The organism is Agrobacterium tumefaciens, from assembly GCA_025560025.1.
Taxonomy (GTDB): Bacteria; Pseudomonadota; Alphaproteobacteria; order Rhizobiales; family Rhizobiaceae; genus Agrobacterium.
In genome coordinates, this window is the sequence record CP048485.1 from 1,558,783 (window position 1) to 1,583,279 (window position 24,497).

Annotated in this window: 24 protein-coding genes and 1 riboswitch; of the genes, 12 read left to right on the plus strand and 12 right to left on the minus strand. The window is 60.5% G+C overall.

What is annotated here, in order from left to right; all coding sequences use genetic code 11:
• Position 1 precedes the first annotated feature (1 nt).
• From FY152_07645 to recA, 3 genes are all read right to left on the minus strand, one after another.
• Positions 2-385: a glyoxalase/bleomycin resistance/extradiol dioxygenase family protein gene (locus tag FY152_07645; GenBank protein UXS31965.1), complete on the minus strand. Its 384-nt coding sequence runs from the start codon at positions 383-385 to the stop codon at positions 2-4.
• A 114-nt stretch (positions 386-499) separates the two neighbouring features.
• Complete coding sequence (gene alaS, locus FY152_07650) at positions 500-3,163, minus strand: alanine--tRNA ligase (GenBank protein ID UXS31966.1); 2,664 nt, start codon at positions 3,161-3,163, stop codon at positions 500-502.
• 232 nt (positions 3,164-3,395) lie between these two features.
• On the minus strand, positions 3,396-4,487 hold the full coding sequence (gene recA / locus FY152_07655; protein UXS31967.1) for a recombinase RecA: 1,092 nt from the start codon (positions 4,485-4,487) through the stop codon (positions 3,396-3,398).
• A gap of 246 nt (positions 4,488-4,733) precedes the next feature.
• On the opposite strand from recA, the gene FY152_07660 reads away from it, so the two are divergent.
• Together FY152_07660 and FY152_07665 are read left to right on the plus strand one after the other, a co-directional pair.
• Entirely contained in the window at positions 4,734-5,675 is a 942-nt protein-coding gene (locus tag FY152_07660; protein ID UXS31968.1) for a carbohydrate kinase, read from the plus strand.
• A 29-nt stretch (positions 5,676-5,704) separates the two neighbouring features.
• Positions 5,705-6,628 carry a pseudouridine-5'-phosphate glycosidase gene (locus FY152_07665; GenBank protein ID UXS31969.1) on the plus strand — a complete coding sequence of 308 codons (924 nt, stop codon included), beginning with the start codon at positions 5,705-5,707 and terminating at the stop codon, positions 6,626-6,628.
• A gap of 257 nt (positions 6,629-6,885) precedes the next feature.
• Here FY152_07665 and FY152_07670 read toward each other — a convergent pair whose 3' ends face one another.
• The gene (locus FY152_07670; protein UXS31970.1) at positions 6,886-9,150 is read right to left on the minus strand and encodes an OmpA family protein; all 2,265 of its coding nucleotides are present in this window, start codon (positions 9,148-9,150) and stop codon (positions 6,886-6,888) included.
• 346 nt (positions 9,151-9,496) lie between these two features.
• On the opposite strand from FY152_07670, the gene FY152_07675 reads away from it, so the two are divergent.
• The 5 genes from FY152_07675 to FY152_07695 all read left to right on the plus strand — a co-directional run bounded on the left by FY152_07675 (position 9,497) and on the right by FY152_07695 (position 13,357).
• Positions 9,497-10,270, plus strand: a complete 774-nt coding sequence (locus FY152_07675) for an ABC transporter substrate-binding protein (GenBank protein UXS31971.1) — start codon at positions 9,497-9,499, stop codon at positions 10,268-10,270.
• A 113-nt stretch (positions 10,271-10,383) separates the two neighbouring features.
• On the plus strand, positions 10,384-11,187 hold the full coding sequence (locus FY152_07680; GenBank protein UXS31972.1) for an ABC transporter permease: 804 nt from the start codon (positions 10,384-10,386) through the stop codon (positions 11,185-11,187).
• Positions 11,184-12,014, plus strand: a complete 831-nt coding sequence (locus tag FY152_07685) for an ABC transporter permease (GenBank protein UXS31973.1) — start codon at positions 11,184-11,186, stop codon at positions 12,012-12,014. Before FY152_07680 ends, FY152_07685 begins: the two co-directional genes overlap by 4 nt.
• A 168-nt stretch (positions 12,015-12,182) precedes the next feature.
• A complete protein-coding gene (locus tag FY152_07690) occupies positions 12,183-12,449 on the plus strand; it encodes an aspartate-semialdehyde dehydrogenase (protein ID UXS31974.1) in 267 nt (88 codons plus the stop codon).
• A gap of 83 nt (positions 12,450-12,532) precedes the next feature.
• Positions 12,533-13,357, plus strand: a complete 825-nt coding sequence (locus FY152_07695) for a class I SAM-dependent methyltransferase (GenBank protein UXS31975.1) — start codon at positions 12,533-12,535, stop codon at positions 13,355-13,357.
• Between the two features lie 243 nt (positions 13,358-13,600).
• Here FY152_07695 and FY152_07700 read toward each other — a convergent pair whose 3' ends face one another.
• The 4 genes from FY152_07700 to FY152_07715 all read right to left on the minus strand — a co-directional run bounded on the left by FY152_07700 (position 13,601) and on the right by FY152_07715 (position 16,654).
• Positions 13,601-14,566, minus strand: a complete 966-nt coding sequence (locus FY152_07700) for an aliphatic sulfonate ABC transporter substrate-binding protein (GenBank protein ID UXS31976.1) — start codon at positions 14,564-14,566, stop codon at positions 13,601-13,603.
• 289 nt (positions 14,567-14,855) lie between these two features.
• Positions 14,856-15,344 carry an Lrp/AsnC family transcriptional regulator gene (locus FY152_07705; GenBank protein UXS31977.1) on the minus strand — a complete coding sequence of 163 codons (489 nt, stop codon included), beginning with the start codon at positions 15,342-15,344 and terminating at the stop codon, positions 14,856-14,858.
• Positions 15,345-15,414: 70 nt separating this feature from the next.
• Positions 15,415-16,041: a uracil-DNA glycosylase family protein gene (locus tag FY152_07710; GenBank protein UXS33240.1), complete on the minus strand. Its 627-nt coding sequence runs from the start codon at positions 16,039-16,041 to the stop codon at positions 15,415-15,417.
• A 19-nt stretch (positions 16,042-16,060) separates the two neighbouring features.
• Positions 16,061-16,654, minus strand: a complete 594-nt coding sequence (locus FY152_07715) for a thermonuclease family protein (GenBank protein ID UXS31978.1) — start codon at positions 16,652-16,654, stop codon at positions 16,061-16,063.
• Between the two features lie 108 nt (positions 16,655-16,762).
• On the opposite strand from FY152_07715, the gene FY152_07720 reads away from it, so the two are divergent.
• Positions 16,763-18,298 carry a HAMP domain-containing histidine kinase gene (locus tag FY152_07720; GenBank protein UXS31979.1) on the plus strand — a complete coding sequence of 512 codons (1,536 nt, stop codon included), beginning with the start codon at positions 16,763-16,765 and terminating at the stop codon, positions 18,296-18,298.
• A gap of 6 nt (positions 18,299-18,304) precedes the next feature.
• Here the strand turns inward: FY152_07720 and FY152_07725 are convergent, their stop codons facing one another.
• Positions 18,305-18,709 (minus strand): diacylglycerol kinase, encoded by a 405-nt coding sequence (locus tag FY152_07725; protein UXS31980.1) that lies wholly within the window; start codon positions 18,707-18,709, stop codon positions 18,305-18,307.
• 8 nt (positions 18,710-18,717) lie between these two features.
• On the minus strand, positions 18,718-19,740 hold the full coding sequence (cobT, locus tag FY152_07730; protein ID UXS31981.1) for a nicotinate-nucleotide--dimethylbenzimidazole phosphoribosyltransferase: 1,023 nt from the start codon (positions 19,738-19,740) through the stop codon (positions 18,718-18,720).
• A 60-nt stretch (positions 19,741-19,800) separates the two neighbouring features.
• Between cobT and FY152_07735 the strand changes: the two genes are divergently transcribed.
• From FY152_07735 to ribB, 4 genes are all read left to right on the plus strand, one after another.
• On the plus strand, positions 19,801-20,679 hold the full coding sequence (locus tag FY152_07735; GenBank protein ID UXS31982.1) for an adenosylcobinamide-GDP ribazoletransferase: 879 nt from the start codon (positions 19,801-19,803) through the stop codon (positions 20,677-20,679).
• A 19-nt stretch (positions 20,680-20,698) separates the two neighbouring features.
• Positions 20,699-20,893, plus strand: coding sequence for a DUF1289 domain-containing protein (locus FY152_07740; protein UXS31983.1), 195 nt, complete (start codon positions 20,699-20,701; stop codon positions 20,891-20,893).
• Positions 20,890-21,597 carry a TIGR02281 family clan AA aspartic protease gene (locus FY152_07745; protein UXS31984.1) on the plus strand — a complete coding sequence of 236 codons (708 nt, stop codon included), beginning with the start codon at positions 20,890-20,892 and terminating at the stop codon, positions 21,595-21,597. Before FY152_07740 ends, FY152_07745 begins: the two co-directional genes overlap by 4 nt.
• Positions 21,598-21,757: 160 nt before the next feature.
• A riboswitch (FMN riboswitch) is annotated at positions 21,758-21,907 on the plus strand.
• A 119-nt stretch (positions 21,908-22,026) separates the two neighbouring features.
• Positions 22,027-22,668: a 3,4-dihydroxy-2-butanone-4-phosphate synthase gene (gene ribB, locus FY152_07750; GenBank protein UXS31985.1), complete on the plus strand. Its 642-nt coding sequence runs from the start codon at positions 22,027-22,029 to the stop codon at positions 22,666-22,668.
• Positions 22,669-22,742: 74 nt separating this feature from the next.
• Here ribB and FY152_07755 read toward each other — a convergent pair whose 3' ends face one another.
• Positions 22,743-23,504, minus strand: coding sequence for an ABC transporter permease (locus tag FY152_07755; GenBank protein ID UXS31986.1), 762 nt, complete (start codon positions 23,502-23,504; stop codon positions 22,743-22,745).
• The gene (locus FY152_07760; GenBank protein ID UXS31987.1) at positions 23,501-24,427 is read right to left on the minus strand and encodes an ABC transporter ATP-binding protein; all 927 of its coding nucleotides are present in this window, start codon (positions 24,425-24,427) and stop codon (positions 23,501-23,503) included. Before FY152_07760 ends, FY152_07755 begins: the two co-directional genes overlap by 4 nt.
• Between the last annotated feature and the right edge of the window lie 70 nt (positions 24,428-24,497).

Consider the following 24,497-nt stretch of genomic DNA (forward strand, 5'->3'; position numbering starts at 1 on the left):
ATCACGCCCCGGATTGGCTAAGCGGCTCTCCGACCTCTATCGCATGCCCATCCGGATCGTAAAAGCGAAACACCCTCTGTCCCCAGGCCTGCCGCTCGAGAGGGTGGATAAGCTTCACATGCGGTGCGATATTTCGAAAAGCCGCATCAACATCCGCATGTTCGAAATAAAGCAGCATGTTTCGTCTGCCATAGGGTTCCTCCGTAGCCTGCGATGTCCGCCAGACCGTCTCCTCAAGCGACCGCCCCTCATGGATCGCAAAGCCGCTTTCAAAGAGAACGAAGTTCCCGAAATCCTGCAATACCGCCAGGCCGATCCTGTCACGATAAAACTCTTTGGAGCGGCTGATATCACGCACGAAAGGAATGGGATTTACAAAACGCATTGCATTCCCTCCACCATGTCCCCGGCGCTCAACATTCCGAGCCCTCTGCTCCCAGTCCTTGAGGGCTTAAACAAAAAAGGCGGGGTAAAACCCCGCCTCTTTAATTCTTCCAGATCATGCCGCCAGCGCCGCGGCCACCGCTTCGATGGCCTCCTGCGCCTTAGCGCCATCAGGGCCGCCGGCCTGCGCCATATCGGGGCGTCCACCGCCGCCCTTGCCGCCAAGGGCTGCGGAAGCGGTGCGGACAATGTCAACGGCGCTGAAACGGGCCGTCAGATCTTCGGTCACGGCAGCGACAGCGCTTGCCTTGCCATCATCGGAAACGGCAATCAGCAGCACGACGCCGGAACCGAGATTGGCCTTGGCTTCATCGGCAAGACCCTTGAGGTCCTTGGCGTCGATGCCGGACAGGGATTTTGCGAGGAAATTGACGCCCGCAACCTGCTGGACATCATTTGCACCGGCATCCGAAGAACCGCCACCCATGGCAAGTTTCCTGCGGGCATCCGCAAGCTCGCGCTCCAGCTTCTTGCGTTCGTCTAGAAGGCCCTCGACACGCGACAGCACATCGCCCGGCTGCACCTTAAGCGACGAGGCCAGCGCCTTCACCCGCTCATCCTGCTCGGCAAGATAGGCAAGCGCACCCTGCCCCGTGACGGCTTCAAGACGGCGCACGCCCGCACCGACGGCGCTTTCGCCGAGAATGCGTATGAGGCCGATCTGGCCGGTGGCCGCAACATGGGTGCCGCCGCAAAGCTCAACGGAATAGGGTCGGTTGGCCTTCGCCCCCTGCACGCCGGTACCCATGGACACGACGCGAACCTCATCGCCGTATTTTTCGCCGAACAGAGCCATCGCGCCCTCGGCAATGGCGTCGTCAACGCTCATCAGGCGTGTGACAACCGGCGAATTCTGCAGCACGATCTCGTTTGCCATTTCCTCGACGACCTTCAGCTCCTCGGCCGACATCGGCTTTGGATGCGAAACGTCGAAACGCAGGCGCTCGGGCGCAACCAGCGAACCCTTCTGGGCCACATGCGTGCCCAGCACCTCGCGCAACGCCTCATGCAGCAGATGCGTGGCGGAGTGGTTGGCGCGCAGACGGGAGCGACGCTCATGATCCACCGTCAGCTGCACGGCCTCGCCAAGCTTGAAGCCACCCTTGGAAACGACGCCCGTATGCACGAAGAGACCTTCACCCTTCTTCTGCGTATCGGAAACGGCAAAGGTGCCATTGTCGGACGAGATCACGCCGGTATCACCCATCTGGCCACCCGACTCGCCATAAAACGGCGTCTGGTTGACGACGATCTGCACCGTCTCGCCATCGGCGGCGCTGTCAACCGACTTGCCATCCTTGACGATCGCCTGGATGACGCCTTCGGCGGTTTCCGTGTCATATCCCAGGAACTCACTCGCGCCGAATTTTTCCTTCAGCTCGAACCAGACGGTTTCGGTCGCCTTGTCGCCGGAGCCGGCCCAATGCGAGCGAGCTTCCGCCTTCTGGCGCTCCATGGCATCGGTGAAACCGGAAATATCGACACCGATTTCGCGGGCGCGCAGCGCGTCCTGCGTCAGATCGAGCGGGAAGCCATAGGTGTCATAAAGCTTGAAGGCGGTCTCGCCGTCCAGCATGTCGCCCTTGTGCAGGGTCGAGGTCGCGTCGGACAGAAGCGAAAGGCCACGCTCCAGCGTCTTGCGGAAACGGGTTTCCTCGAGCTTCAGCGTCTCGGAAATCAGCGCCTCGGCGCGCACCAGCTCCGGATAGGCGCGGCCCATCTGCTGCACCAATGCCGGCAAAAGCTTGTAGATCAGCGGCTCGCGCGCGCCGAGAAGCTCGGCATGGCGCATGGCGCGGCGCATGATGCGGCGCAGAACATAACCACGGCCTTCGTTCGACGGCAGAACGCCATCGGCGATCAGGAACGCCGAAGAGCGCAGATGGTCGGCGATGACCCGGTGGCTGGCGCGCTTTTCGCCTTCCGCCGGAACGCCGGTCGCTTCAACGGAGGCCGAAATCAGCGCCCGGAACAGATCGGTGTCGTAATTGTCGTGTTTGCCCTGCAACAGCGCGGAAATACGCTCAAGACCCATGCCGGTGTCGATGGACGGACGCGGCAGGTCGATGCGCTCTTCCTTCGTCAGCTGCTCATATTGCATGAAGACGAGGTTCCAGATTTCGATGAACCGGTCGCCATCCTCTTCCGGCGAGCCGGGCGGGCCGCCCCAGATATGATCGCCATGGTCGTAGAAGATTTCCGAACAGGGACCACAGGGACCGGTATCGCCCATCGCCCAGAAATTGTCGCTGGTCGGAATGCGGATAATGCGGTCGTCGGAGAAACCGGCAATCTTCTTCCAGAGGTTAAAGGCCTCATCGTCGGTGTGATAGACGGTGACCAGCAGACGGTTGCGGTCGATGCCGAATTCCTTGGTGATCAGGTTCCAGGCATGGGTGATCGCCTCTTCCTTGAAATAATCGCCGAAAGAGAAATTGCCGAGCATTTCGAAGAAGGTATGGTGGCGTGCCGTATAACCGACATTGTCCAGATCATTATGCTTGCCGCCGGCGCGCACGCATTTCTGCGCCGAGGCGGCCGTGGAATAGGGACGGCTTTCGAGACCGGTGAAGACGTTCTTGAACTGCACCATGCCCGCATTGGTAAACATCAGTGTCGGATCGTTGCGCGGCACCAGCGGGCTGGAGGGCACGACCTCGTGTCCGTTCTTCTTGAAGTAGTCGAGAAAGGTCGACCGAATTTCATTCACACCGCTCATGCCCACACACCGCTCACAGCTGGAGTCCATCATTACCATCGGAAACGATGGCTTTATTGCAAAATCACTGGCTTTTATCGTTCGCACCCTGCCCTGTCCAGCCATGGAGGCGAAGCAAGACATATAGGCAAATAAAAAGGGCCCCGCGAAGAAAAATCGCACGGCCCTTTTTGATCTATACAAGTTCAGGGAAGTCTGCGGGCGGCGATGCCCGAGACTTCACGGAAAGGCATCAGCCTTCGTCGTTGCCGTCGTCGCCTTCGCCGGCGTCCGGGCCGCCATTCTGCAGGAAGCGGTCGGCGATCAGACCGGCATTCTGGCGCAGCGCCAGTTCGATCTCATTTGCCGTTTCCGGATTGTCACGCAGGAAGGTCTTGGCGTTTTCACGCCCCTGCCCCAGACGCTGGCTGTTATAGGAGAACCAGGCACCGGATTTTTCGACGATGCCGGCCTTGACGCCGAGATCGACAAGCTCGCCGGTCTTGGAAACACCCTCGCCATACATGATGTCGAATTCCACCTGCTTGAAGGGCGGCGCCATCTTGTTCTTGACGACCTTCACGCGGGTCTGGTTGCCGACAACCTCTTCGCGTTCCTTGACGGCGCCGATGCGGCGGATATCGAGACGAACCGAAGCGTAGAATTTCAGCGCATTGCCGCCCGTCGTCGTTTCCGGCGAACCGAACATGACGCCGATCTTCATGCGGATCTGGTTGATGAAGATCACCATGCACTTGGACTTGGAGATCGAGGCTGTCAACTTACGCAGCGCCTGGCTCATCAAACGCGCTTGAAGACCCGGCAGGCTATCGCCCATCTCGCCTTCGATTTCGGCCCGCGGGGTCAGCGCCGCAACCGAGTCCACGACCAGCACGTCAACGGCGCCGGAGCGCACCAGCGTATCGGTGATTTCCAGAGCCTGCTCGCCCGTATCCGGCTGCGAGATCAAAAGGCCCTGCAAATCCACACCGAGCTTGCGGGCATAGACCGGGTCGAGCGCATGCTCGGCATCCACGAAGGCGCAGATACCGCCCTTCTTCTGGGCTTCCGCAATCGTCTGCAATGCCAGCGTGGTTTTACCGGAGCTTTCCGGACCGTAAATCTCAACGATACGCCCCTTCGGCAGGCCGCCGATACCGAGCGCAATATCCAGGCTGAGCGAACCCGTCGAAACGGTCTCCACCTCAACCACGTTTTCATTGGAACCGAGCTTCATGATCGATCCCTTGCCGAACGACCGTTCGATCTGGGAGAGCGCCGCTTCCAGTGCCTTGCTTTTATCCACCGATTTATCCTCTACGAGACGCAAAGAATTTTGTGCCATCCGAACCACCTTTAGGTTATTGAAGCCGCACAGGCAATGAAGCAGTATGGAAATGGTATGTACTCTATTTGTTCTCATTCCGCAAGGCTGAGCCAGCACATTGAAAACAAATAGGGATAAGTCGTTTGTTCTGCTTTCGTTTTTCCGTGCGCGGCCCATCGCCGCAAACCGGATGCGAGGTCAGGAAGACACCATTTTAGGCCGAATCGTCCGGTCTTTCCATCCGCCAGAGAGGGAAACGCAAGCGTGAAGAAAATACTCGTTCTGGGCGGCGCGCATATCGACAGGCGCGGCATGATCGAGGCGGAAACGACGCCCGGCGCCAGCAATCCCGGCTCGTGGATGGAAGAGGCCGGGGGCGGCGGTTTCAATGCGGCCCGCAATCTCTCCCGGCTCGGTTTTCAGGTCCGCATCATTGCCCCGCGCGGTGGCGACGTCACCGGCGAAGCCGTGGCGGAGGCCGCAAGGCAGGCGGGTGTGGAAGACACGCCCTTCACCTTCCTCGACCGCCGCACGCCGAGCTATACCGCCATTCTGGAGCGTGACGGCAATCTGGTCATCGCGCTTGCCGATATGGACCTCTACAAGCTCTTCACCCCGCGCCGCCTGAAGGTGCGTGCCGTGCGCGAGGCGATCACCGCGAGCGACTTTCTGCTCTGCGACGCCAATCTGCCGGAGGATACGCTGACGGCGCTCGGCCTCGTTGCCCGCGCCTGCGAAAAGCCGCTTGCGGCCATCGCCATTTCGCCCGCCAAGGCGGTGAAGCTGAAAGGCGCGCTCGCCGATATCCATATGCTTTTCATGAATGAGGCCGAGGCCCGCGCCCTGACGGGGCAAACGGCCGCCAATGTCCGCGACTGGCCAGAAATCCTGCGCAAGGCCGGACTTGCCGGCGGCATCGTCACCCGTGGCGCCAGCGAAGTCGTCGCCTTCAAAGGGACGGAAACGGCGATCCTCCACCCGCCCCTGATCCGCGAGGTCAAGGACGTAACCGGCGCCGGCGACGCCATGGCCTCCGGTTATCTCGCGGCGATCGCCGGCGGCAAAACGATCGCAGAAGCATTGCGGCTGGGAGCCGCAGCGGCGGCCATCACCGTGCAATCGCCCTTCGCGACCGCCCAAGACCTATCAAAAGACAGTGTCGAGGCCATGTTGGGGCTTGTCCCCGAAGCCGAAATGCTGGCATGAACCCGTTTTAAGAACCTGGAACAGACAGAATGACCCGCCCCATCTCCCCGCTCCTGCCCATCGTTTATTCGCAAGAAGTCGCCGCCGCCAAGCAGCGCGGCGCACCGATCGTGGCGCTCGAATCGACCATCATCACCCATGGCATGCCCTATCCCGGCAATATCGAGATGGCCGAAAGCGTCGAGCAGATCATCCGCGATCAGGGTGCTGTTCCGGCAACCATCGCCGTCATTCACGGCACCCTGCATATCGGCCTTGAGAAGAACCAGCTGGAAGCGCTGGCAAAGACCACCGACGCCATGAAGGTCTCGCGCGCCGACATCGCCTTCGCGATCGCCGAGCGCCGCACCGGCGCCACCACGGTGGCCGCCACCATGATCGCCGCCGCCCGCGCCGGTATCCGCGTTTTCGCCACCGGCGGCATTGGCGGCGTGCACAAGGGCGCGGAAGAGACCTTCGACATCTCCGCCGATCTGACCGAGCTTGCGAAAACCGGCGTGATTGTCGTCTGCGCCGGTGCCAAGGCGATCCTCGATATTCCGAAGACGCTCGAGGTTCTCGAAACCAATGGCGTGCCTGTTGTCACTTTCGGCTCGGAAGAATTCCCGGCTTTCTGGTCGCGCTCCTCCGGCCTGCCGAGCCCGCTCTCGCTCAACAGCCCGGCGGCCATCGCCAATTTCCAGGTGACCCGCGAACAACTCGGCATCGATGGCGGCATGCTGGTGGCCAATCCCGTGCCGGAAGAGGATGAAATTCCGCGCGAGGAAATGGAAATCTACATCAACCGCGCCATCTCCCATGCCGAACGTGACGACATCACCGGCAAGCAAGTCACTCCCTACCTGCTCGGCGACATCTTCCGCCTGACGGATGGCCGCAGCCTCGAGACCAATATTGCGCTGGTGCGCAACAATGCGCAGCTGGCCGCCGAGATCGCCGTGGCGCTGAACTGAGGACACACATCTCCTCTTCCTGCCGTTCGGCAGCGGACCCCAAACGGAGCGCTGTCGGGGCTTTCGAGGCTGGAACAAACACGTCCCCCGTCATGCTCGGGCCTGTCCCGAGCATCTACTACGTCTCGACTGGAGGAAACGTGATTAGATCCTCGCCTCAAGGGCGAGGATGACGTCGCGTATTTGGAAAACTTGCATCAACAAAAAGGCCCGGAGAGCTTGCGCTTCCGGGCCTTTGTTTTTCCTGTCGAACCCGATCAGTTCTGGGCGACCGGCTTCACCAGCGGCGTCACGCGGCGGATGGTGACGCGGCGGTTCTGCTGTTCCGGGCCGAGCGTCTGAACCTTCAGGTAACGCTCGCCATAGCCTTGGGTCGCGAGGTTTTCCGGCGGAATGCCGTAAACATCGGTCAGGACATTGGCGACGGAAGCGGCGCGTTCGTCGGAAAGAACAAGGTTGCTTTCATCCGAACCGACGGCGTCGGTATGGCCTTCGATGAGGAAGGTTTCACCGGGGTTCTTGTCCAGCGCCTTGTTGATCGCATCCGCCACCTTGCGCAGCGAACGGGCTTGCGCCATCGGAATTTCGGCGCTGCCGGTTGCGAAGGTGATCGTATCGAGGTCGATACGGCGCACCTTGTCGCGGATACGGGCCGAATAACGCACTTCATCCAGCGAGTAGACACGTTCCACAGGCTCGACCGGCGGCTGCTCCAGGAAGCGATAATAATCGCGGTCGGGATCGCTCGACGTGTCGATGATGTAGTCGCGAACGGGAATCCGCAGGCGCATCGGCGGCAGGTCGAGACCCGGATCGCGATAGACATAATCACGGTCGGGATCGTCCATCAGATCGGGCGCATAGAACAGCACATATTCCCGACCACGATCATCGATGCGCGAGCGCTGGATCACGTCGCCATAGCGGTTGCGGATCGTCACGACCTGCGTGCCATCCCGGCGCTCGACCGTTTCGCGGACACGGCCGCCGGGCAGACGCTCGTAATAGGGCTCGCCGCCATCGCGGATGAAGCGCTGGTTGTCGTCGCCGCGCACCACAACGCGATCGCCAAATTGCAGGATGATCGGTGCATCGCGGTCCCGGTCACGCGGACGGCCTTCACGCGGTTGCCATTCGCGCACGCCTTCCGGCCGTTCATATTGCGGGCGACGATCGACACGTTCGCCCTGCTGGGAGGTGATGGCCTCCATCTTGACGGGCGGCGGCGGGGCCTTGCCTTCGGCCGCACCGGCGCGCTGCGCTTCGGCGTCGGAGGTTGGAACCTTCACATCACCGGCCTGTTCGCGTTCACGACGGCGTTCCTCGCGGGTCTGGCGGTTGCCGGAGCGTTCCACTTCCTTGTCGCTGTCGAGAACGGCGGCGCCCTTGTCGACAGGCAGGATAACGGTGTCAGCAGTCTTGGACGGATCCTTGGCGATCGCCTTGGCCTTGTCCAGCTCCTCCTTCGTCATCGCAGGCGCTTCGGTCTGCGGGATCGCGACCTGATTGGGAACGGGTTCGCCGGCAGGCGCCTGCCCGGTCGTCGCACCGCTTGGCGGCGGTGGCGTCGGCGTGCCCGGCAGCGGGGCCGCAGGCTCGGTCTTGCCCTGGCCTTCTACCGGCGGCTTTTCGGAGGGCTGCTGGCCCGGTGCGGGGTTGGGCTGCGCCTCCGGTGCCGGCGGACGTGCGGGCGTGGGCGCTTCGGTCGGAACCGGTGCTTCCTTCGCGGCAGGTTCCGGGGCTGCCGGTTTTTTCTCCGGAACGGGTTTTTCAGCCGGCTCGGCTTTCTGTTCCGGGGCCTTTTCCTCTACCTGCCGCTTTTTGCCGGGCGCCGGTTCGCGGGGCTTGGCCGGCTGCTCGGCATTTTCGGGGCTTGCTGCAGGCTGTTCGGCCGCCGGCTCCTTCGCCCGTTCCTTGCGCGGACGTTCAGGGCGCTGCTCGCCCTCACCCGCGGGCTGTTCGGCCCGCTCGGGTTTGCGCGGACGCTCCTTCGGCTGCTGTTCGGCCGGTGCGGCCTCGGGAGCTGCCTCCTTCTGGCGGGCGGGACGCTGTTCGCCCTCACCCTGCGGCTCCTGCGCCCGGCGCGGGCGCTCCTGCGGCTGTTCGGCTGGCGCAGGCTCAGGGCGGGCTTCGCGCTGCTGCGGCTCGCGCTGGGGTTCCGGCTGCGCTTCACGCTGGGGTTCGCGTTGCGGCTCGGCTTCGGCCTTCGGCTCCGGCGGGCGCTCACGCGGCGGTTCCGGCGTTTGCTCCTGCTTCTGCGGCTCGGCCTGGGGCTGCGCCTCCTCGGCCTGCTTGCGCTGCTTGCGCAGAAGCTCTTCCGGATTCTGCTCTTCTGCAGGCTGCCCTTCCGGTTGCGCCTGCGCCAGAATCAGCGGGGTCTGCGACTGGAGAGCGTGAGACTGGGGCATCTGCGTCTGCGCCCGCGCGGCGCCGGCAAAACCGGCCGCGGCCGGTTCCACCGCAATCGCCAGCGACATGAGGGGGAAAACCACCCCCGTCAGCAATGTGTTCTTCTTCAGCATCGGTGCTTCCTCATCTGCCAATCGTTATGCGTCGCTTATACCGCGACATCGTAAAATCCGGCCGCGCGTGCAGGCGCTGGTCAACGCCTTGCACACGCTTCGGTTCCCATGATGACCAAACCCTTCTGTACCGGAAATGAACAGATCAAGGCGTTTTCGTGATAGCTTGGCGACGGAATCGCGATCACTAATATTGCGGTTGCATTTTTTGACCAACCGGATGAATAATCTGAGCCGCGCTGAAGGCCGCAGCCGGTATAATCCGTTCTGCCGCGCCCAGCGCTCAAGGCGTCCGCACTGACAACAACAACAGACTGCGGATGAACGACCAAAAGAGAGGATCGAAATGCCTATTTCCACCCGTCTGCTCGCAGCCGTATCGATTGCCGCCATCTCGCTGTTTTCCGGCGCCGCCCTCGCGCAGGACAAGATTGTCATCGGCACCGAAGGCGCCTACCCGCCCTTCAACAATCTTGAAGCCGACGGCACGCTGACCGGCTTCGACATCGACATCGCCAAGGCGCTCTGCGTCGAAATGAAGGCCGAATGCACCTTCGTCACCAATGACTGGGACGGCATCATTCCGGCCCTGCAGGCCAAGAAATTCGATGCCATCATTGCATCCATGTCGATCACGCCCGAGCGTCTCGAGAAGGTCGACTTCTCCAAGAAATATTACAACACGCCGCCGGCCATCGCCGTGCCGAAGGATTCGCCGATCAAGTCCGTCGATGATCTCAAGGGCAAGTCGCTCGGCGCACAGGGCTCCACCACCCACTCCAACTATGCCGAAAAGCATTTCCCGGGTTCCGACGTGAAGATGTACCCGACCGCCGATGAATATAAGCTCGATATCGCCAATGGCCGTATCGATGCCGTTATCGACGATATCGTTGTCCTGTCTGAATGGCTGAAGACGGATGCGGGCAAGTGCTGCAAGATCCTGACGCCGCTTCCGGTCGATGTCGAGATCAACGGCAATGGCGCGGGCGTTGCCGTTCGCAAGGGTGATACGGCGCTTGCCGACAAGTTTACCGCCGCCATCGCCGGTATCCGCGCCAACGGAAAATATCAGGAAATCAACAAAAAATACTTCGATTTCGACGTTTACGGCCAGTAACAGGCCCAGTGCTTGTTGAAATCTCGTGGCGGAAGGCTTGCCCTTCCGCCATTTTTGTTTGAAAACGTAACCATAACAATCACGGCGGCTTAAGACCGCGGGGGAAAACTGGCATGAGCGGAGCATTTTCCGCCATAGGTGCGTTCTGGACCTATGTCTCGACACTTCTCGACCCCTTCTGCGGGCCGGTCGGTCTCTTCTCGCTTTTCGGAAACGGCACACTCGTCGCCTGTGGCGATGCGGGTTGGGGCGACGAAATCGCCTTCGGCGTCAAGGTCACCATCTCGCTGGCGCTCGCCACGCTGCCCGTCGGGCTGTTGATCGGTTTCCTCATCGCGCTTGCCGCGCAATCGGAAGAGAAATCGCTGCGGCTCGCCGCTGGCATTTACACCACCATCTTCCGCGGCCTGCCGGAACTGCTGACGCTGTTCATCGTCTATTACGGCATCCAGATGCTGCTGCAATCGCTCGCCGGTTATGTCGGCATCACCGGTCCCGTTGAAATCAATGCCTTCGTGGCAGGCATGGTCGCACTTTCGGTGGTGTTTTCGTCCTACGCCTCCGAAGTGCTGCTCTCCGCCTTCAAGGCCATACCCAAGGGACAATATGAGGCGGGCGCGGCGCTGGGGCTTTCACGCAGCCGCACCATGCTGCTCGTCATCATTCCGCAGCTGGTCAGGATCGCCCTGCCCGGCATGACCAACCTCTGGGTCATCCTGCTGAAAGATACGTCCTATGTCTCGATCATCGGCCTTGCGGATATCGTCCGCCAGACCGGCATCGCGGCCCGTGTCAGCAAGGAAGCCTTCTTCTTTTACGGCATCGCCTGCCTGCTCTATCTCATTCTTGCACTTCTTTCCTCCGTCGGCATCGGTTTCATCGATCGCTGGTCGCGCAAGTCGGAGGCAAGCCGATGAGCCACGTCCAGGAACTCATTCCGCCGCGCGCCGCACCGCCCGCCGTCGACAAGCCGCTCAATATTTCGCGCATCGTCGGCATCGGCGTCATCACACTCTGGCTGCTGCTCGCCGCCGGGCTGATCTTCGCAATGATCGAAGGTTGGGACTGGGCGAAATTCGAACGTTACGGGCCGCGTTATATCGACGGTCTCATCACTACCATCACTCTGGTTGGCAGTTCCATCATCCTTGGCGCCATTCTCTCGGTGCCGATCGCCTTTGCCCGCATGTCGGAAAACCGCGTCATTGGCGCACTGGCCTATGCCTATGTCTATGTCTTCCGCAGCACGCCGCTTCTGGCGCAGCTCTTCCTGATCTATTACGGCCTTGGCAGTTTTCGCCCGCAACTGGAGGCCGTCGGTCTCTGGTGGTTCTTCCGTGAGGCCTGGTATTGCGGCCTCCTGTCGCTCACCCTCAACACCGCCGCCTATCAGGCCGAAATCCTGCGCGGCGCGATCCGCAGCGTGCCGCGCGGCCAGCATGAGGGCGCCGCCTCCCTGGGTATTTCAAAATTCATCACCTTCCGTAAGATCATCCTGCCGCAGGCGCTGATCGTGGCGCTGCGCCCCTATGGCAATGAGATCATCCTGATGATCAAGGGCTCTGCGGTGGTCTCCATCGTCACGGTCTTCGACCTGATGGGACAGACCCGTTACGCCTTTTCCCGCACCTTCGATTATCAGGCCTATCTCTGGGCCGCGATCTTCTACCTGACGATCGTCGAGACGCTCCGGCATGTCTGGGCATGGCTGGAAGCCCGCCTGACGCGCCATCTGAAACGCTAAGGGCCAAGTTGGCAGCACTCATCAATGGAGGCTGCCAACATTTTGAAAAATATAACTATTTTGTGACAATCCATGCTTCTGGCAAGCTTGGATTAACCATGTCGTGTTCCCATATTCGATACAGCGGCAATGCTGTTATCGGCAATCATGAAAATCGGAACCGCCGTCATGAACAAGGACATGGAAATGATGCTGAGGGGCTACGGCCTCACCACCGCCCAGATTTTTTACCGCATGCCGGACCATCCGCTGGTTCTCCAGACCTATGTCTGGCAGGACTACGATCTCGCCCCGGACTTCCCCGAAATGCACGGTTTCCTCAAATTCTGGCAGGAAAAGCTCGACGGGCCGTTACACTCCGTCCGCTACGTGCATCGGCAGGTGATCTCGGCGCAGGAATGGCGGGCGCTGAAAGGAGAGTTCATCCTTCACTGAGCTGTCGCGCCACATAAACATTGCGCCCGTCCCCGTTGCGGCTTACAGCAAACGTCAACCAGAGACGTTATGGATACCGCGCGATGACGAAGAACCAGAAAATTGACGAAGAGGCGCTTGCCGAAGCCTATAACCGCGCGCTTGCGCTTGAAAAAGCCGGCGATGTGGACGCGGCGGTAAAGGCCTATGAGGAAGTTCTGGCCATCGACCCCGACGATCACGGCGGCGCGGCCGTTCGCATCGCCGCCATGGGCCGGGGTGAAACGCCACCGAAAGCGCCCGACGCCTATGTCGAGACCCTGTTCGACCAGCACGCCGAAGCTTTCGAGGATATTCTTGTCGAGCAACTGGGTTACGCCGTGCCGATGATGGTGCGCCAGCGGCTGCAGGCGTTGAACCTCGGTCCCTTCAAGCGCCTGCTCGATCTCGGCTGCGGCACCGGCCTGACCGGCGAAGCACTGCGCGACATGGCCGACGATATCACCGGCATCGATATTTCCGAAAACATGGTCGAGATCGCCCATGAAAAGGACCTCTACGAGACGCTTTATGTCGCCGAAGCCGAGGATTTTCTCGAGGACAATGACGACGAGGCCTTCGACATCATCACCGCCACCGATGTGCTGCCCTATCTCGGCGCGCTGGAGCCGCTGTTTTTCGGAGCCGCCGAAAACCTCAATCCCGGCGGCCTGCTGATCTTCTCGTCGGAAACCTTGCCTGAAGCGACCATGGCCGGACGCCCCTATATCGTCGGCCCGCACCAGCGCTTCGCCCATGCGGAAACCTATGTGCGCGAAAGACTGGCCGCGACCGGCTTTGAAATTCTCGAAGTGACCGACATCAATGTGCGCATGCAGGATGGCAACCCCACGCCGGGCCATCTGGTGATCTCGAAGCTCAAGGGCTGATACGGCATAAGAGGCTTATTCCCCCGCCGGGGAGAAGGTGGCCCGAAGGGTCGGATGAGGGGGCAACGTTAGCGATATGCCGAGAGCTTGCCCCCTCATCCCGCTGCCGCGACCTTCTCCCCCCCGGGAGAAGAAGCAAGTCGCACCCGCTCGTCCTATCGAGGACGAACGCGGATCCTCCCTGAATCAACCTCTCAGCAACATCCGCCAGCGGATTGAAGAGACTCACCTTTTCCGACCCGCTCAGCTCGCCTTCGGTCGCCAGACGATATCCGTCACCTTGAGCTTCTTCGGCACGATCTTCAGATCGTAGAACTCATCCGCAAGCGCCTGCTGATAGGCAATGGCCTCATCCGGAACCAGCGAAACCCGCCCGAGATTGGCCCCGGGACGCGTCAGCGAGACCTTGGTGACATCAAAGGGAACGCCTGTGATAGCCGCCAGCGATTTTGCCGTCTCGTCGATATTCGCCTGCGCCTTCGTACCCACATTCGCCAGCTCCTTGAGGATCAGCGGCACGAGATCGGGATTGGCCTCCACGAAGTCGCCATTGGCCAAAAAGTAGCTCCACGGATCGACAATACCGTCGGCGGTCGCAAGAACCCGTGTTGTCGGTTCCTTTTCCGCCACGGCGAAATAAGGGTCCCAGATCGACCAGGCATCAATGCTGCCGCTGCGGAAGGCTGCCGCCGCATCCGGCGGGGCAAGATCGACTGGCGTAATGTCATTCAGCGTCAACCCCGCCTTCCGCAATGCTTTCACAATGACATTATGGGCGCTGGAGCCACGCTTGAAGGCGACTTTCTTCCCCTTGAGGTCCTCCAGCGTCTTCAGCGGCGAATCCTTCTGCACAAGGATTGCCGATCCGCCGGCCGCCGCCTTGTAGGTGCCCACATAGCGAAGATTGCCACCGGCTGCCTGCGCAAAGAGCGGCGGCACATCGCCCGTCGGGCCAATATCCAGCGCACCTGCGCCCAGCGCTTCGAGAAGCGGCGGACCGGAGGAGAATTCCGACCATTTGACCTCGATACCGCGATCCTTCAGCAGCGCCTCCAGCGCGCCCTGGCTTTTCGCCAGCGCGATCACGCCATTTTTCTGCCAGCCGATCCGCAATGTGGTGGTGGCGGCACTCGCCCGCCGGATATGCGGCAGAAAGGCCGCCCCGGTCGCACCTGCAATCAGTCCCAATGTTCCGCGTCGTGTAAGCATATGGATATCCCTCGCTATTCCATCCTTCGACAGTAAAAGCGTAGATATTCGAGCGATTTTATCAAAATCCCGCTTTGCGCGGAGACGGCGCGGAGAGAATTGAATGTGCGAATTTGCCGGTACAGGCGAAATAAGATTGTCGCACCGCATAGAAGCGCCCTAGGCCATGCCCCCGTTTGGGCGGCGGTCGGATAACTCGCCCAGGCGTCCGGGCAAGCCAAATCGCAGAACGAAAAATGCCCTTCCCGGCCGCCGGAAAGGGCATTGATCAAGCCTGATCAGCCTGGGATCATTCCTCGCCCGACTTCGGATTGTCGAGAAGCATATAGTCGAGCGGCAGTTCCGTCGTATATTTGATCTGCTCCATCGCGAAGGCGGAGGATACGTCGCGAATTTCGATCTTGGCGATCATCCGCTTGTAGAAGGCGTCATAGGCCGCAATGTCAGGCACAACGACGCGCAGCAGATAATCGACGTCACCGCTCATGCGGTAGAACTCGACAACTTCGGGAAACTCGGAAACCACCTCCGAAAAACGCTTCAGCCATTCGATGGAATGGGAGGCCGTGCGGATGGAGACAAAAACGGTGACCTTGGTATTGACCTTGACCGGATCGAGCAGCGCCACGCGCCGACGAATGACACCGTCCTCCTCCATCTTCTGGATACGCCGCCAACAGGGCGTCGTAGAAAGGCCGACCTTTTTCGCCAGATCGGCAACGGCCAGCGTGGAATCCTCTTGCAGAATGCGCAAAATCTTACGGTCTAGGCGATCCAATGCGTCTACCCTCCTGAATTAATTTCCTTTCAATACACTAATTTTTAGAGAAAAACAGAAAATTGTTTCACTAAAGCCGCATTTCCACATGTTGGCGAAGAACCGGCAACAGCTCCTGTGTGAACCACGGGTTCTTTTTCAGCCAGCCGGTATTGCGCCAGCTCGGATGCGGCAGGGCGAAGATGGCCGGGCCTGAATTTGAGTGAAAATAGCTGCGCCAGTCGCGCACCGTCTCGGTCATGGTTTTTCGCCGTCTGTCACCAAGGTGGAAGGCCTGCGCATATTGACCGATGGCAAGGATCAGCTCCACCTGCGGCATTGCCGCCATTACCCGCTCGCGCCATTGCGGCGCACATTCTCGCCGTGGCGGCAGATCGCTGCCCCTGTCGTCGTAACCGGGAAAACAGAAGCCCATCGGCACGATGGCAAAACGGTCCCGGTCATAAAATGTCTCCCGGTCCACATCTAGCCATTGGCGAAGCCTGTCGCCGGAAGCATCGTTGAAGGGCAGACCCGTTTCATGCACGCGCAGCCCCGGCGCCTGCCCGGCTATCAGGATCCGCGCTTTCCTCGATATAACCACCACCGGCCGGGGTTCGTGCGGCAAGCGATCGGCCGCACCTTTAAGCGGCGTATCGCGACAGATGCGACAGCGGGCGATCCCGTCGCGCAACCCGTTAAGCCCGTCGTCGCCCATGGGTGCAGACCGACCTGTCTCAGCCATTTCTCCACCCCAGAAGATGACGGATGATGGTCAGAAAGCCGGCAGCGGGCGTCTCGATATCCGCCGCCCGGTGTTCCCGCCGCCATTGCGAGGGTTTTTCGAATTCACCCGCCCAGATGCCACGCGCCTCGCGGCGTGCGGCCGCCTGCTCGCCGGAGAACTGGAAATAACCGGAAGCAACCGCGAAGCCCGCCGCGACCATCGCCGCAGACACATCCTTGCCGCCAGCGGAGCAATAAACCAGAAGCCGCCCATAACGGTCCTTAGAACTGCCGGAACAGGAAAAATCCGCACCCGCGCTCAGCCCTTGCAGAATGCGGCGCGCCTCCTCGCCGCATGGCCAGCTTTCGCCGCCGCGCTCACATGTTTGCGAGAGCTCCGGCGCATCGATGCCAAGCAGCCGGAACCTTTCTCCGCCCTTTGCGAGCGTATCGCCATCGATCACGAAGAAGCGGCCGCTATGGGTTTCGCTGTTGATCTGATCGAGCTTGGCGGCAATCAGAATGCCAAGAAAAACCGTGGCAAGAAAAAGCCCGCCGTCGCGGAACGCTGAAAAACCCCGGCGCCTGCCTCCGTTTCGTCCCATGTAACAACAAACCCTTGTCAGAAATGGCAAACAAATCCTTTCACGGCAGCATCTTCTTAAGATTTTGCGCGTAGCCTGCAAGGGTTCATGTCACCCCACGTTGTAACAATGAGTAAAAGCGTCAGCACGTCCACGGACAAGATCATCGTCGACCGGTCGAAAAAACACCGCAACAAGGCTGTTTTCGACACGGTAAAGACGACACGCGAACGCCTGCAACAGGGCGCTGGCGGAAGTGACGCTTATGAACGTGAAATGCTGACCATGCACATCGCCGAAGCCCTTCAGGGCGCGATGATCATGCCGCTTTTCATCGTGCTCGCCTCCATCATCGGTTTGTACATCACCCTTGATATAGGTCTGATCGTCTGGTCGCTCATCGCGCTGAGTGTTCATGCCATATCCCTGCTGCTGGCCAAAAGGGCGGCAAAACAGGGGATCACGGCGGAAAATCTCCAGCATTGGCGCAATCTCTTCCTCGGCATGCAAATCCTCATCGGCTGCGCCTGGGCCATGTTCGCGCTCGCCGAACCGGCACGCAACGATCCAACGCTCGTCCTCTTCTTTAAGGGCGCGACGCTGCTGATCGCTCTTTCGCTGACAGCCATGGCCAATTTCATGCTACGGCGGGCGACATTCATGACCTTCTTGCCGGTGTTGGCCGCTCTCTGCGTCACATCGGCCATATCGCGCGATCCCTTCGATGTCGGCCTTGCCCTGATGTTCGGCATGGCGATCCTTTTCTGTCACCGCATCACCAGCCGGCTATATCAGACCAGCGTCAAGCTGCTTTCGTCGCAGACCGAAAAGGACGACCTGATCGCCGAACTCGAAGTCGCCAACTCTGTCTCGGACGAGGCCCGGCGGCGTGCGGAAGAGGCAAATCTGGCAAAATCGCGCTTTCTCGCCTCCATGTCGCACGAGCTCAGGACGCCGCTCAACGCCATTCTCGGCTTCTCCGAAGTCATGGCCTCGGAGGTGCTCGGCCCCCTCAACAATCCACTCTACAAGGAATATTCCGGCGACATTCACCGCTCCGGCCAGCATCTTCTGGATTTGATCAACGAAATCCTCGACCTGTCGCGCATCGAGGCCGGGCGTTACGACCTCAACGAGGAATCCATCTCGATGCTGGAAATCGCCGAGGATTGCATCGGCATGATCCAGCTTCGCGCCCGCGCCAAGAACATCAGAATCTCGCAGCAGTTCGAAAGCAGCCTGCCGCAGGTCTGGGCCGATGAAAAATCGATCCGCCAGGTGATCCTGAACCTTCTGTCCAACGCCGTTAAATTCACACCCCAGGGTGGTGAGATTTTCGTCAAAGCCGGCTGGACGGCGGGTGGCGGGCAATATGTCTCGATCAGGGATAACGGCCCCGGCATTCCCGAGGACGAAATCCCCATCGTCCTGTCGGCCTTCGGCCAGGGATCGATTGCGATCAAGAGCGCCGAACAGGGAACCGGGCTTGGCCTGCCCATCGTTCAGGCCATCCTCGCCAAGCATGACGGCCAGTTCATATTGAAGTCGAAATTGCGCGAAGGCACCGAAGGCATCGCCATCCTGCCGGCAAAACGCGTGCTGCAAAGCCTGCCGGCCGTGGAAGAGACCCACGCGGTCCAGCCGCGCCGGCGATCCTTCGCCTGAGGCGCCTTAGAAGAACAGCGTCGTCACCAGCGAATAAAGCACAAAAAATCCGTTTGCCGTCAAAAGGCAGAAGACGGCGAAGGAGCCGAGATCCTTGGCATGCCGTCCGACCGAGGAGATTTCCGGCGAGATACGATCCACCAGCTCTTCAATTGCGGTATTCAGCGCCTCAACCGCAAACAGAAGCAGCATCAGCACCGTAAAGACGAGAAGATGCGCAAAGGGCGCGCCGACGAGCAGGAGGAGAGCCAGCCCGATGCCGAAGGCGAGAACTTCATGCCGAAAAGCCGCTTCCTGCCACAGCCGCCCCAGCCCCTGCACGGAGTAGCGCGCGGCGGCAAAAAGATGCCGCCAGCCCTTTTCCTTGCGGAAGGCGGGCTCGGACTGCTTTTCCTGCGGCGTCGCGTCCATCTTTGACCTCAATGGCTGATGCGGGTGTCCACACCCGCCGCTTCAAAGGTCGCCATGCCGGAATGGCAGGCGGCGGCAGCCTTGACGATGCCGGCGGCCAGAGCGGCGCCCGTGCCTTCGCCAAGCCGCATGCCAAGCGCCAGAAGCGGCGTCTTGCCAAGCTTTTCAACGGCAGCCAGATGGCCGGGCTCGCCGGACACATGGCCGATCAGGCAATGGTCGAGCGCCGAAGAATTGGCCGCCTTCAGGAGCGCGGCGGCGGCCGTCGCCACATAGCCGTCGATCAGCACGGGAATACGCTGCACGCGGGCGGCAAGGATGGCCCCCGCGATCGCCGCGATCTCGCGTCCGCCAAGGCGGCGCATGATTTCCAGCGGATCAGAGAGATGATCCTTGTGGAACTCCACGGCAGCCTTTACCGCCGCGATCTTGCGTGCCATGACATCGCCTTCCGAGCCGGTGCCGGGACCGGTCCACTCTTCCGCCGTACCGCCGTAAAGCGCCAGATTGATCGCCGCCGCGATAGTGGTGTTGCCGATGCCCATTTCGCCGACGCAGAGAAGATCGGTACCGCCGGCAATCGCCTCCATGCCAAACGCCATGGTCGCGGCGCAATCGCGCTCCGAAAGGGCCGGTTCGCAGGTGATATCGCCGGTCGGGTAGTCAAGCGCCAGGTCGAATATCTTGAGACCGAGATCGTTGGAGACGCAGATCTGGTTGATCGCCGCACCGCCTGCCGCGAAATTCTCCACCATCTGCTGCGTTACAGAAGTCGGATAGGGTGTGACCCCGTGACGCGTAACGCCATGATTGCCGGCGAAGATCGCTACCAGCGGACGGGTGACGGCGGGCGAACGGCCGGACCATGCGGCAAGCCACATGGCGATTTCTTCCAGACGGCCGAGCGAGCCCGCTGGTTTGGTCAATTGCGCATTGCGCTCCTTGGCCGCCACAAGCGCATGCGTGTCCGGGCCGGGAAGCTCGCGCAGCAGCGCGCGGAAATCATCGAAGGGCAATCCGCTCATGCTCATGATATCAGTCTCTTTCGTAGCCGGGTTGGCTTTCGCATCGGCTCATGCGTCCGGAAACTTGTGTTTTCCGGCAAATCGGTCTTTGTTGCGCCTCTCATAATCGCGGATGCGCCGCGGAACAACCGGAAATGCAAGGACTGCAGCGGAGAGAGCATGAAGGCCGGAGATTTTATAACAGATGTCATGCATTCCCTTGCCTTTCTCAGCCGCCTGCCGGTCCCCTCGCGCTTCTTTAATAATGCTGACGATATCTCCATGCGCCGCACCGCCCGCGCTTTTCCCGCCGCCGGCCTGCTGATTGCCCTGCCCGCCGCTTTCCTCCTCATCCTTCTCGCCACCTTCGACGCCTCGCCTCAGCTCACGGGCTGGCTCGCCATCGCCCTTATCGCGCTCATCACCGGCGCGCTGCACGAAGACGGGCTGGCCGACATGGCCGACGGTTTCGGCAGCGGCAAGGAAAAGGCGCGAACGCTTGACATCATGAAGGACAGCCGCATCGGCAGCTATGGCACGATCGCCATGATCCTGTCCTTTGCGCTGCGCGCAACGGCACTCGCATCATTGATCGAGACCCTGCCCGCCAAAACCGCCGCCGGTTGCCTGATTGCCGCCCTGGTGATGAGCCGTGCCCTCATGGTGTGGCACTGGCAGGCGCTGCCCGCTGCAAAATCCTCGGGCATCGCCGCTGCCGCAGGGCAGCCCGGGACAAGCGAGCGCAACATCGCGCTGACGACCGGCCTCCTGCTGTTCGTGCTCTTCACGCTGCACGCCCTGCCCTTTGTGTCGATCGTGATCGTGGTCGCCGCAGCCTGCCTGGCGGCGGCTCTTTTCGGCAGGCTCTGCGTCAGCAAGATCGATGGCCACACCGGTGATACCATCGGCGCCTGCCAGCAGATCACGGAGATCGTGATTCTCATCGCCCTTGCCCTTGCGGCGTGACGGCCTGATATAGATCACCATGGAAACACCCTGCATTCACATCTGCTCCCTTGATGCGACCAACAGCCTCTGTATCGGCTGCGGCCGCACGCTGGAGGAGATCGGCGGCTGGGCGAGCTATAGCGACGAGAAACGCCGCAAGATCATGCAGGTGCTTCCGGAAAGACTGGCAAAAGCAGGCAAGGACGCCGCCAAGGAGACGCGCACCGCATGAACAGGTTGACCATCGTTCTCCTCCTGCTGGCCGTCGGTCTCGGCCTGCTTCTCGTCAATCACGACAGCGGCCGCACCTTCGGCATCGACAACGACAAATTCGGACAGATGATCTATTTCCTGCCGATTGCCGGGCTCCTGTCCGTCGGCATTCTGGCGGGAAGACGCGGCAGCTTCGGCACCGTCATGCGGCAGCTTGCCGTGTGGCTCGTCATCATCCTCGGCCTCGTCTCGGTCTATCTTTACCGCTACGACCTGCAATCCTTCGGCGACCGGCTGCTGGGTGGCCTGATGCCGGGCCGCGCCGTTGTGGTAACGACATCCGGCGGCGAACAGGAAATTGTGCTGCACAAATCGATGAGCGGCCATTTCGAAGCGAATGTGAGCGTCGACGGCAAGACCATCCACATGCTCGTCGATACCGGCGCAAGCTCCGTGGTGCTTGCAAATGCGGATGCGGCCGAAATCGGCATCGATACGGCGAGCCTGCGTTACACCGTGCCGGTCATGACGGCGAACGGCCGCACGGCGGCGGCTCCCGTCACCCTGTCGGAAATCGGCATCGGCCCCATCGTGCGGCGCAACATTCCGGCCCTCGTGGCGCAGGATGGGCAATTGGGCCAAAGCCTGCTCGGCATGAGCTTCCTGTCGACGCTCGGTTCGCTGCAAATGCAGACCGATGAGCTGAGATTGAGGGATCGGTAAAACGCGGTCGTTCGACGAATATTCGCATTGCGCCGACACAGCCACACGTCCTGAACGAAAATTCCCTTGATGGAAGAAAATCGGGATATTCTTTTCGCCCGTGTCATCACATGGCGCAGCCTTGCCCCTTGATTCCCTCTCGATTGATAATTTATGTTGGCAATGTTCTCAGGGCGGGGCGCAATTCCCCACCGGCGGTATCGGGATTTTCCCGGAGCCCGCGAGCGCTTCCGGTCTCCAAAGCCGGAAGGTCAGCAGATCCGGTGAGAGGCCGGAGCCGACGGTATAGTCCGGATGGAAGAGGACAAGGCATAGGACACCCGCGCGCTGCGGGCTTCGCATTGCATTGTTCGCCCAAGGGATATTTGGCGCTTCTCGAAGCGCGAAAATGCCGCAAAACGGCATAACCCTTGAAAGGCCAGAAAGAAAATGACCATTGCTAGAATTGAAGACGCCATCGAGGCCATATCCCGTGGCGAGATGGTGATTGTGGTTGACGATGAAGACCGCGAAAACGAAGGCGATATCATCGCCGCCTCCGACAGCATCACACCCCAGCAGATCGCCTTCATGATGAACCATGCGCGCGGACTGATCTGCGTCGCCATGCCGGGCGAACGTCTGGATGCGCTCGACATTCCGCTGATGGTGTCGCGCAACACCGAATCCCTCAAGACCGCCTTCACCGTCTCGGTGGACTATATTCCGGGCACCACGACAGGTATTTCCGCCGCCGACCGGGCAGAGACAGTGCATGCGCTGGTGTCGGAGGGTTCGCGCCCGGAAGACTTCGCCCGTCCCGGCCACATCTTCCCGCTGCGCGCCAATCCGCAAGGCGTTCTCGGCCGCACCGGCCACACGGAAGCCGCCGTGGACCTCTGCCGCCTTGCCGGGAAATTTCCGTCCGGCACCATTTGCGAAATCGCCAATGACGACGGCACCATGGCTCGCCTGCCCCAGCTCGAAGTCTTCGCCGAACGCCACGGCCTGCTCGTCGTGACGATCAAGGACCTCGTTGCTTACCTCAAGGGCGAGGTTGTCGAGGACGTGGCACAGAAGCAGGTCGCCTGATCTGCGCCTGCTTGTAAATACGAAAACGCCCGGCGCGAGCCGGGCGTGAAATGGGTAACTGAAGCGCTGAAACCTCAGTTCCGCAGCCGGTAACCGGTCTTGAACATCCAGCTGACGACGCCAAGGCAGATTGCGAGGAACAGCGTGATCATCGCAAGGCTGATGACGGGATTGACGTCGGCGATCTCGTAGAAGCTCCAGCGGAAACCGCTGATGAGATACAGCACCGGATTGAAATGACTGACCGTCTGCCAGAAGGGCGGCAGCATGTCGATGGAATAGAAGCTGCCACCGAGGAAGGTCAAAGGCGGCACCACCAGCATGGGGATGAGGTTCAGCTGTTCGAAATTCGTCGCCCAGATGCCGATGATGAAACCGAACAGGCTGAAACTTACCGCTGTCAGCACAAAGAACAGGATCATCATGAACGGATGGGCAATGGTGATATCCACGAAAAAGGATGCCGTTATCAGGATGATCGTGCCAATCATCAGGCCCTTGGTCGCCGCCGCCCCGACATAACCGGCAACAATTTCCGTCATCGACACGGGTGCCGAGAGGATTTCGTAGACCGTGCCGGTGAATTTCGGAAAATAGATGCCGAAGGAGCCGTTGGCGATACATTGCGTCAAAAGCGTCAGCATGATGAGGCCGGGCGTTATGAACGCGCCGTAGGAAACGCCTCCAACCTCCTGAATCCGCGACCCGATCGCGGTTCCGAAGACGATGAAATAAAGCGATGTGGAAATGACCGGCGATACCACGCTCTGCAACAGGGTGCGGCGGGTGCGCGCCATTTCGAACAGGTAGATGGCCTTGATGGCTTCGAAATTCATTTCTGGCCTCCCACCAGCGAAACGAAGATATCCTCAAGCGAACTCTGCCGCGTTGAAATATCCTTGAAATGGATGTTGGCGGCGGAAAGAGCGCCGAGAAGATCGGCGATACGTCCCTGCTCGCCATTATCCTCGATTTCATAGGTGACTGTGCAACGGTCGTCCGAAAGCGTCAGGCCGAAAGGCGCAAGACTATCGGGCAGTTTCTCCACGGGTTGGGCAAGTTCGAGGAAAAGCTGCTTGCGGCCGAGCTTCTTCATCAGCGCCGTCTTTTCTTCAACCAGCAGCAATTCGCCGCCATTGATCACGCCCACACGGTCGGCGATCTCTTCCGCCTCCTCGATATAATGCGTGGTCAGGATGATGGTGACGCCCTTGGCGCGCAGATCGGAAACGACATTCCACATGTCGCGGCGCAAGGCCACATCGACGCCGGCTGTCGGTTCGTCGAGAAACAGAACCTTGGGCTCATGCGCCAGCGCCTTGGCGATCAGCACGCGCCGCTTCATGCCACCGGAAAGCTCCCGCAGCATATTATCCTTCTTGCTCCAGAGCGACAGGGACTTCAGAACGCTCTCGATCAGCTCAGGGTTCTTCTTCTGCCCATGCAGGCCGCGCGAGAAGCTGACGGTGTTCCACACCGTCTCGAACTGGTCGGTCGTCAACTCCTGCGGCACGAGGCCGATCAGGGCACGGGTCTGGCGAAAATCCTTCACCACGTCATGCCCGCCGACAAACACCGAACCCTCGCCCGGATTGACGAGACCACAGACAATCGAGATCAGCGTGGTCTTGCCGGCACCGTTCGGCCCGAGAAGGGCAAGGATTTCACCCTCTCTGATATCGAGGCTGACACCTTTCAGCGCCTGAAAGCCATTTGCGTAGGATTTGGTCAGATTCCGTATCGAAACAATGGCATTCATCGCGAATCTTTCGAAAAACCGAGTAAGATGCACGCCATATAGGCCGTGAAACGTGCAAATGCCAGCCCGA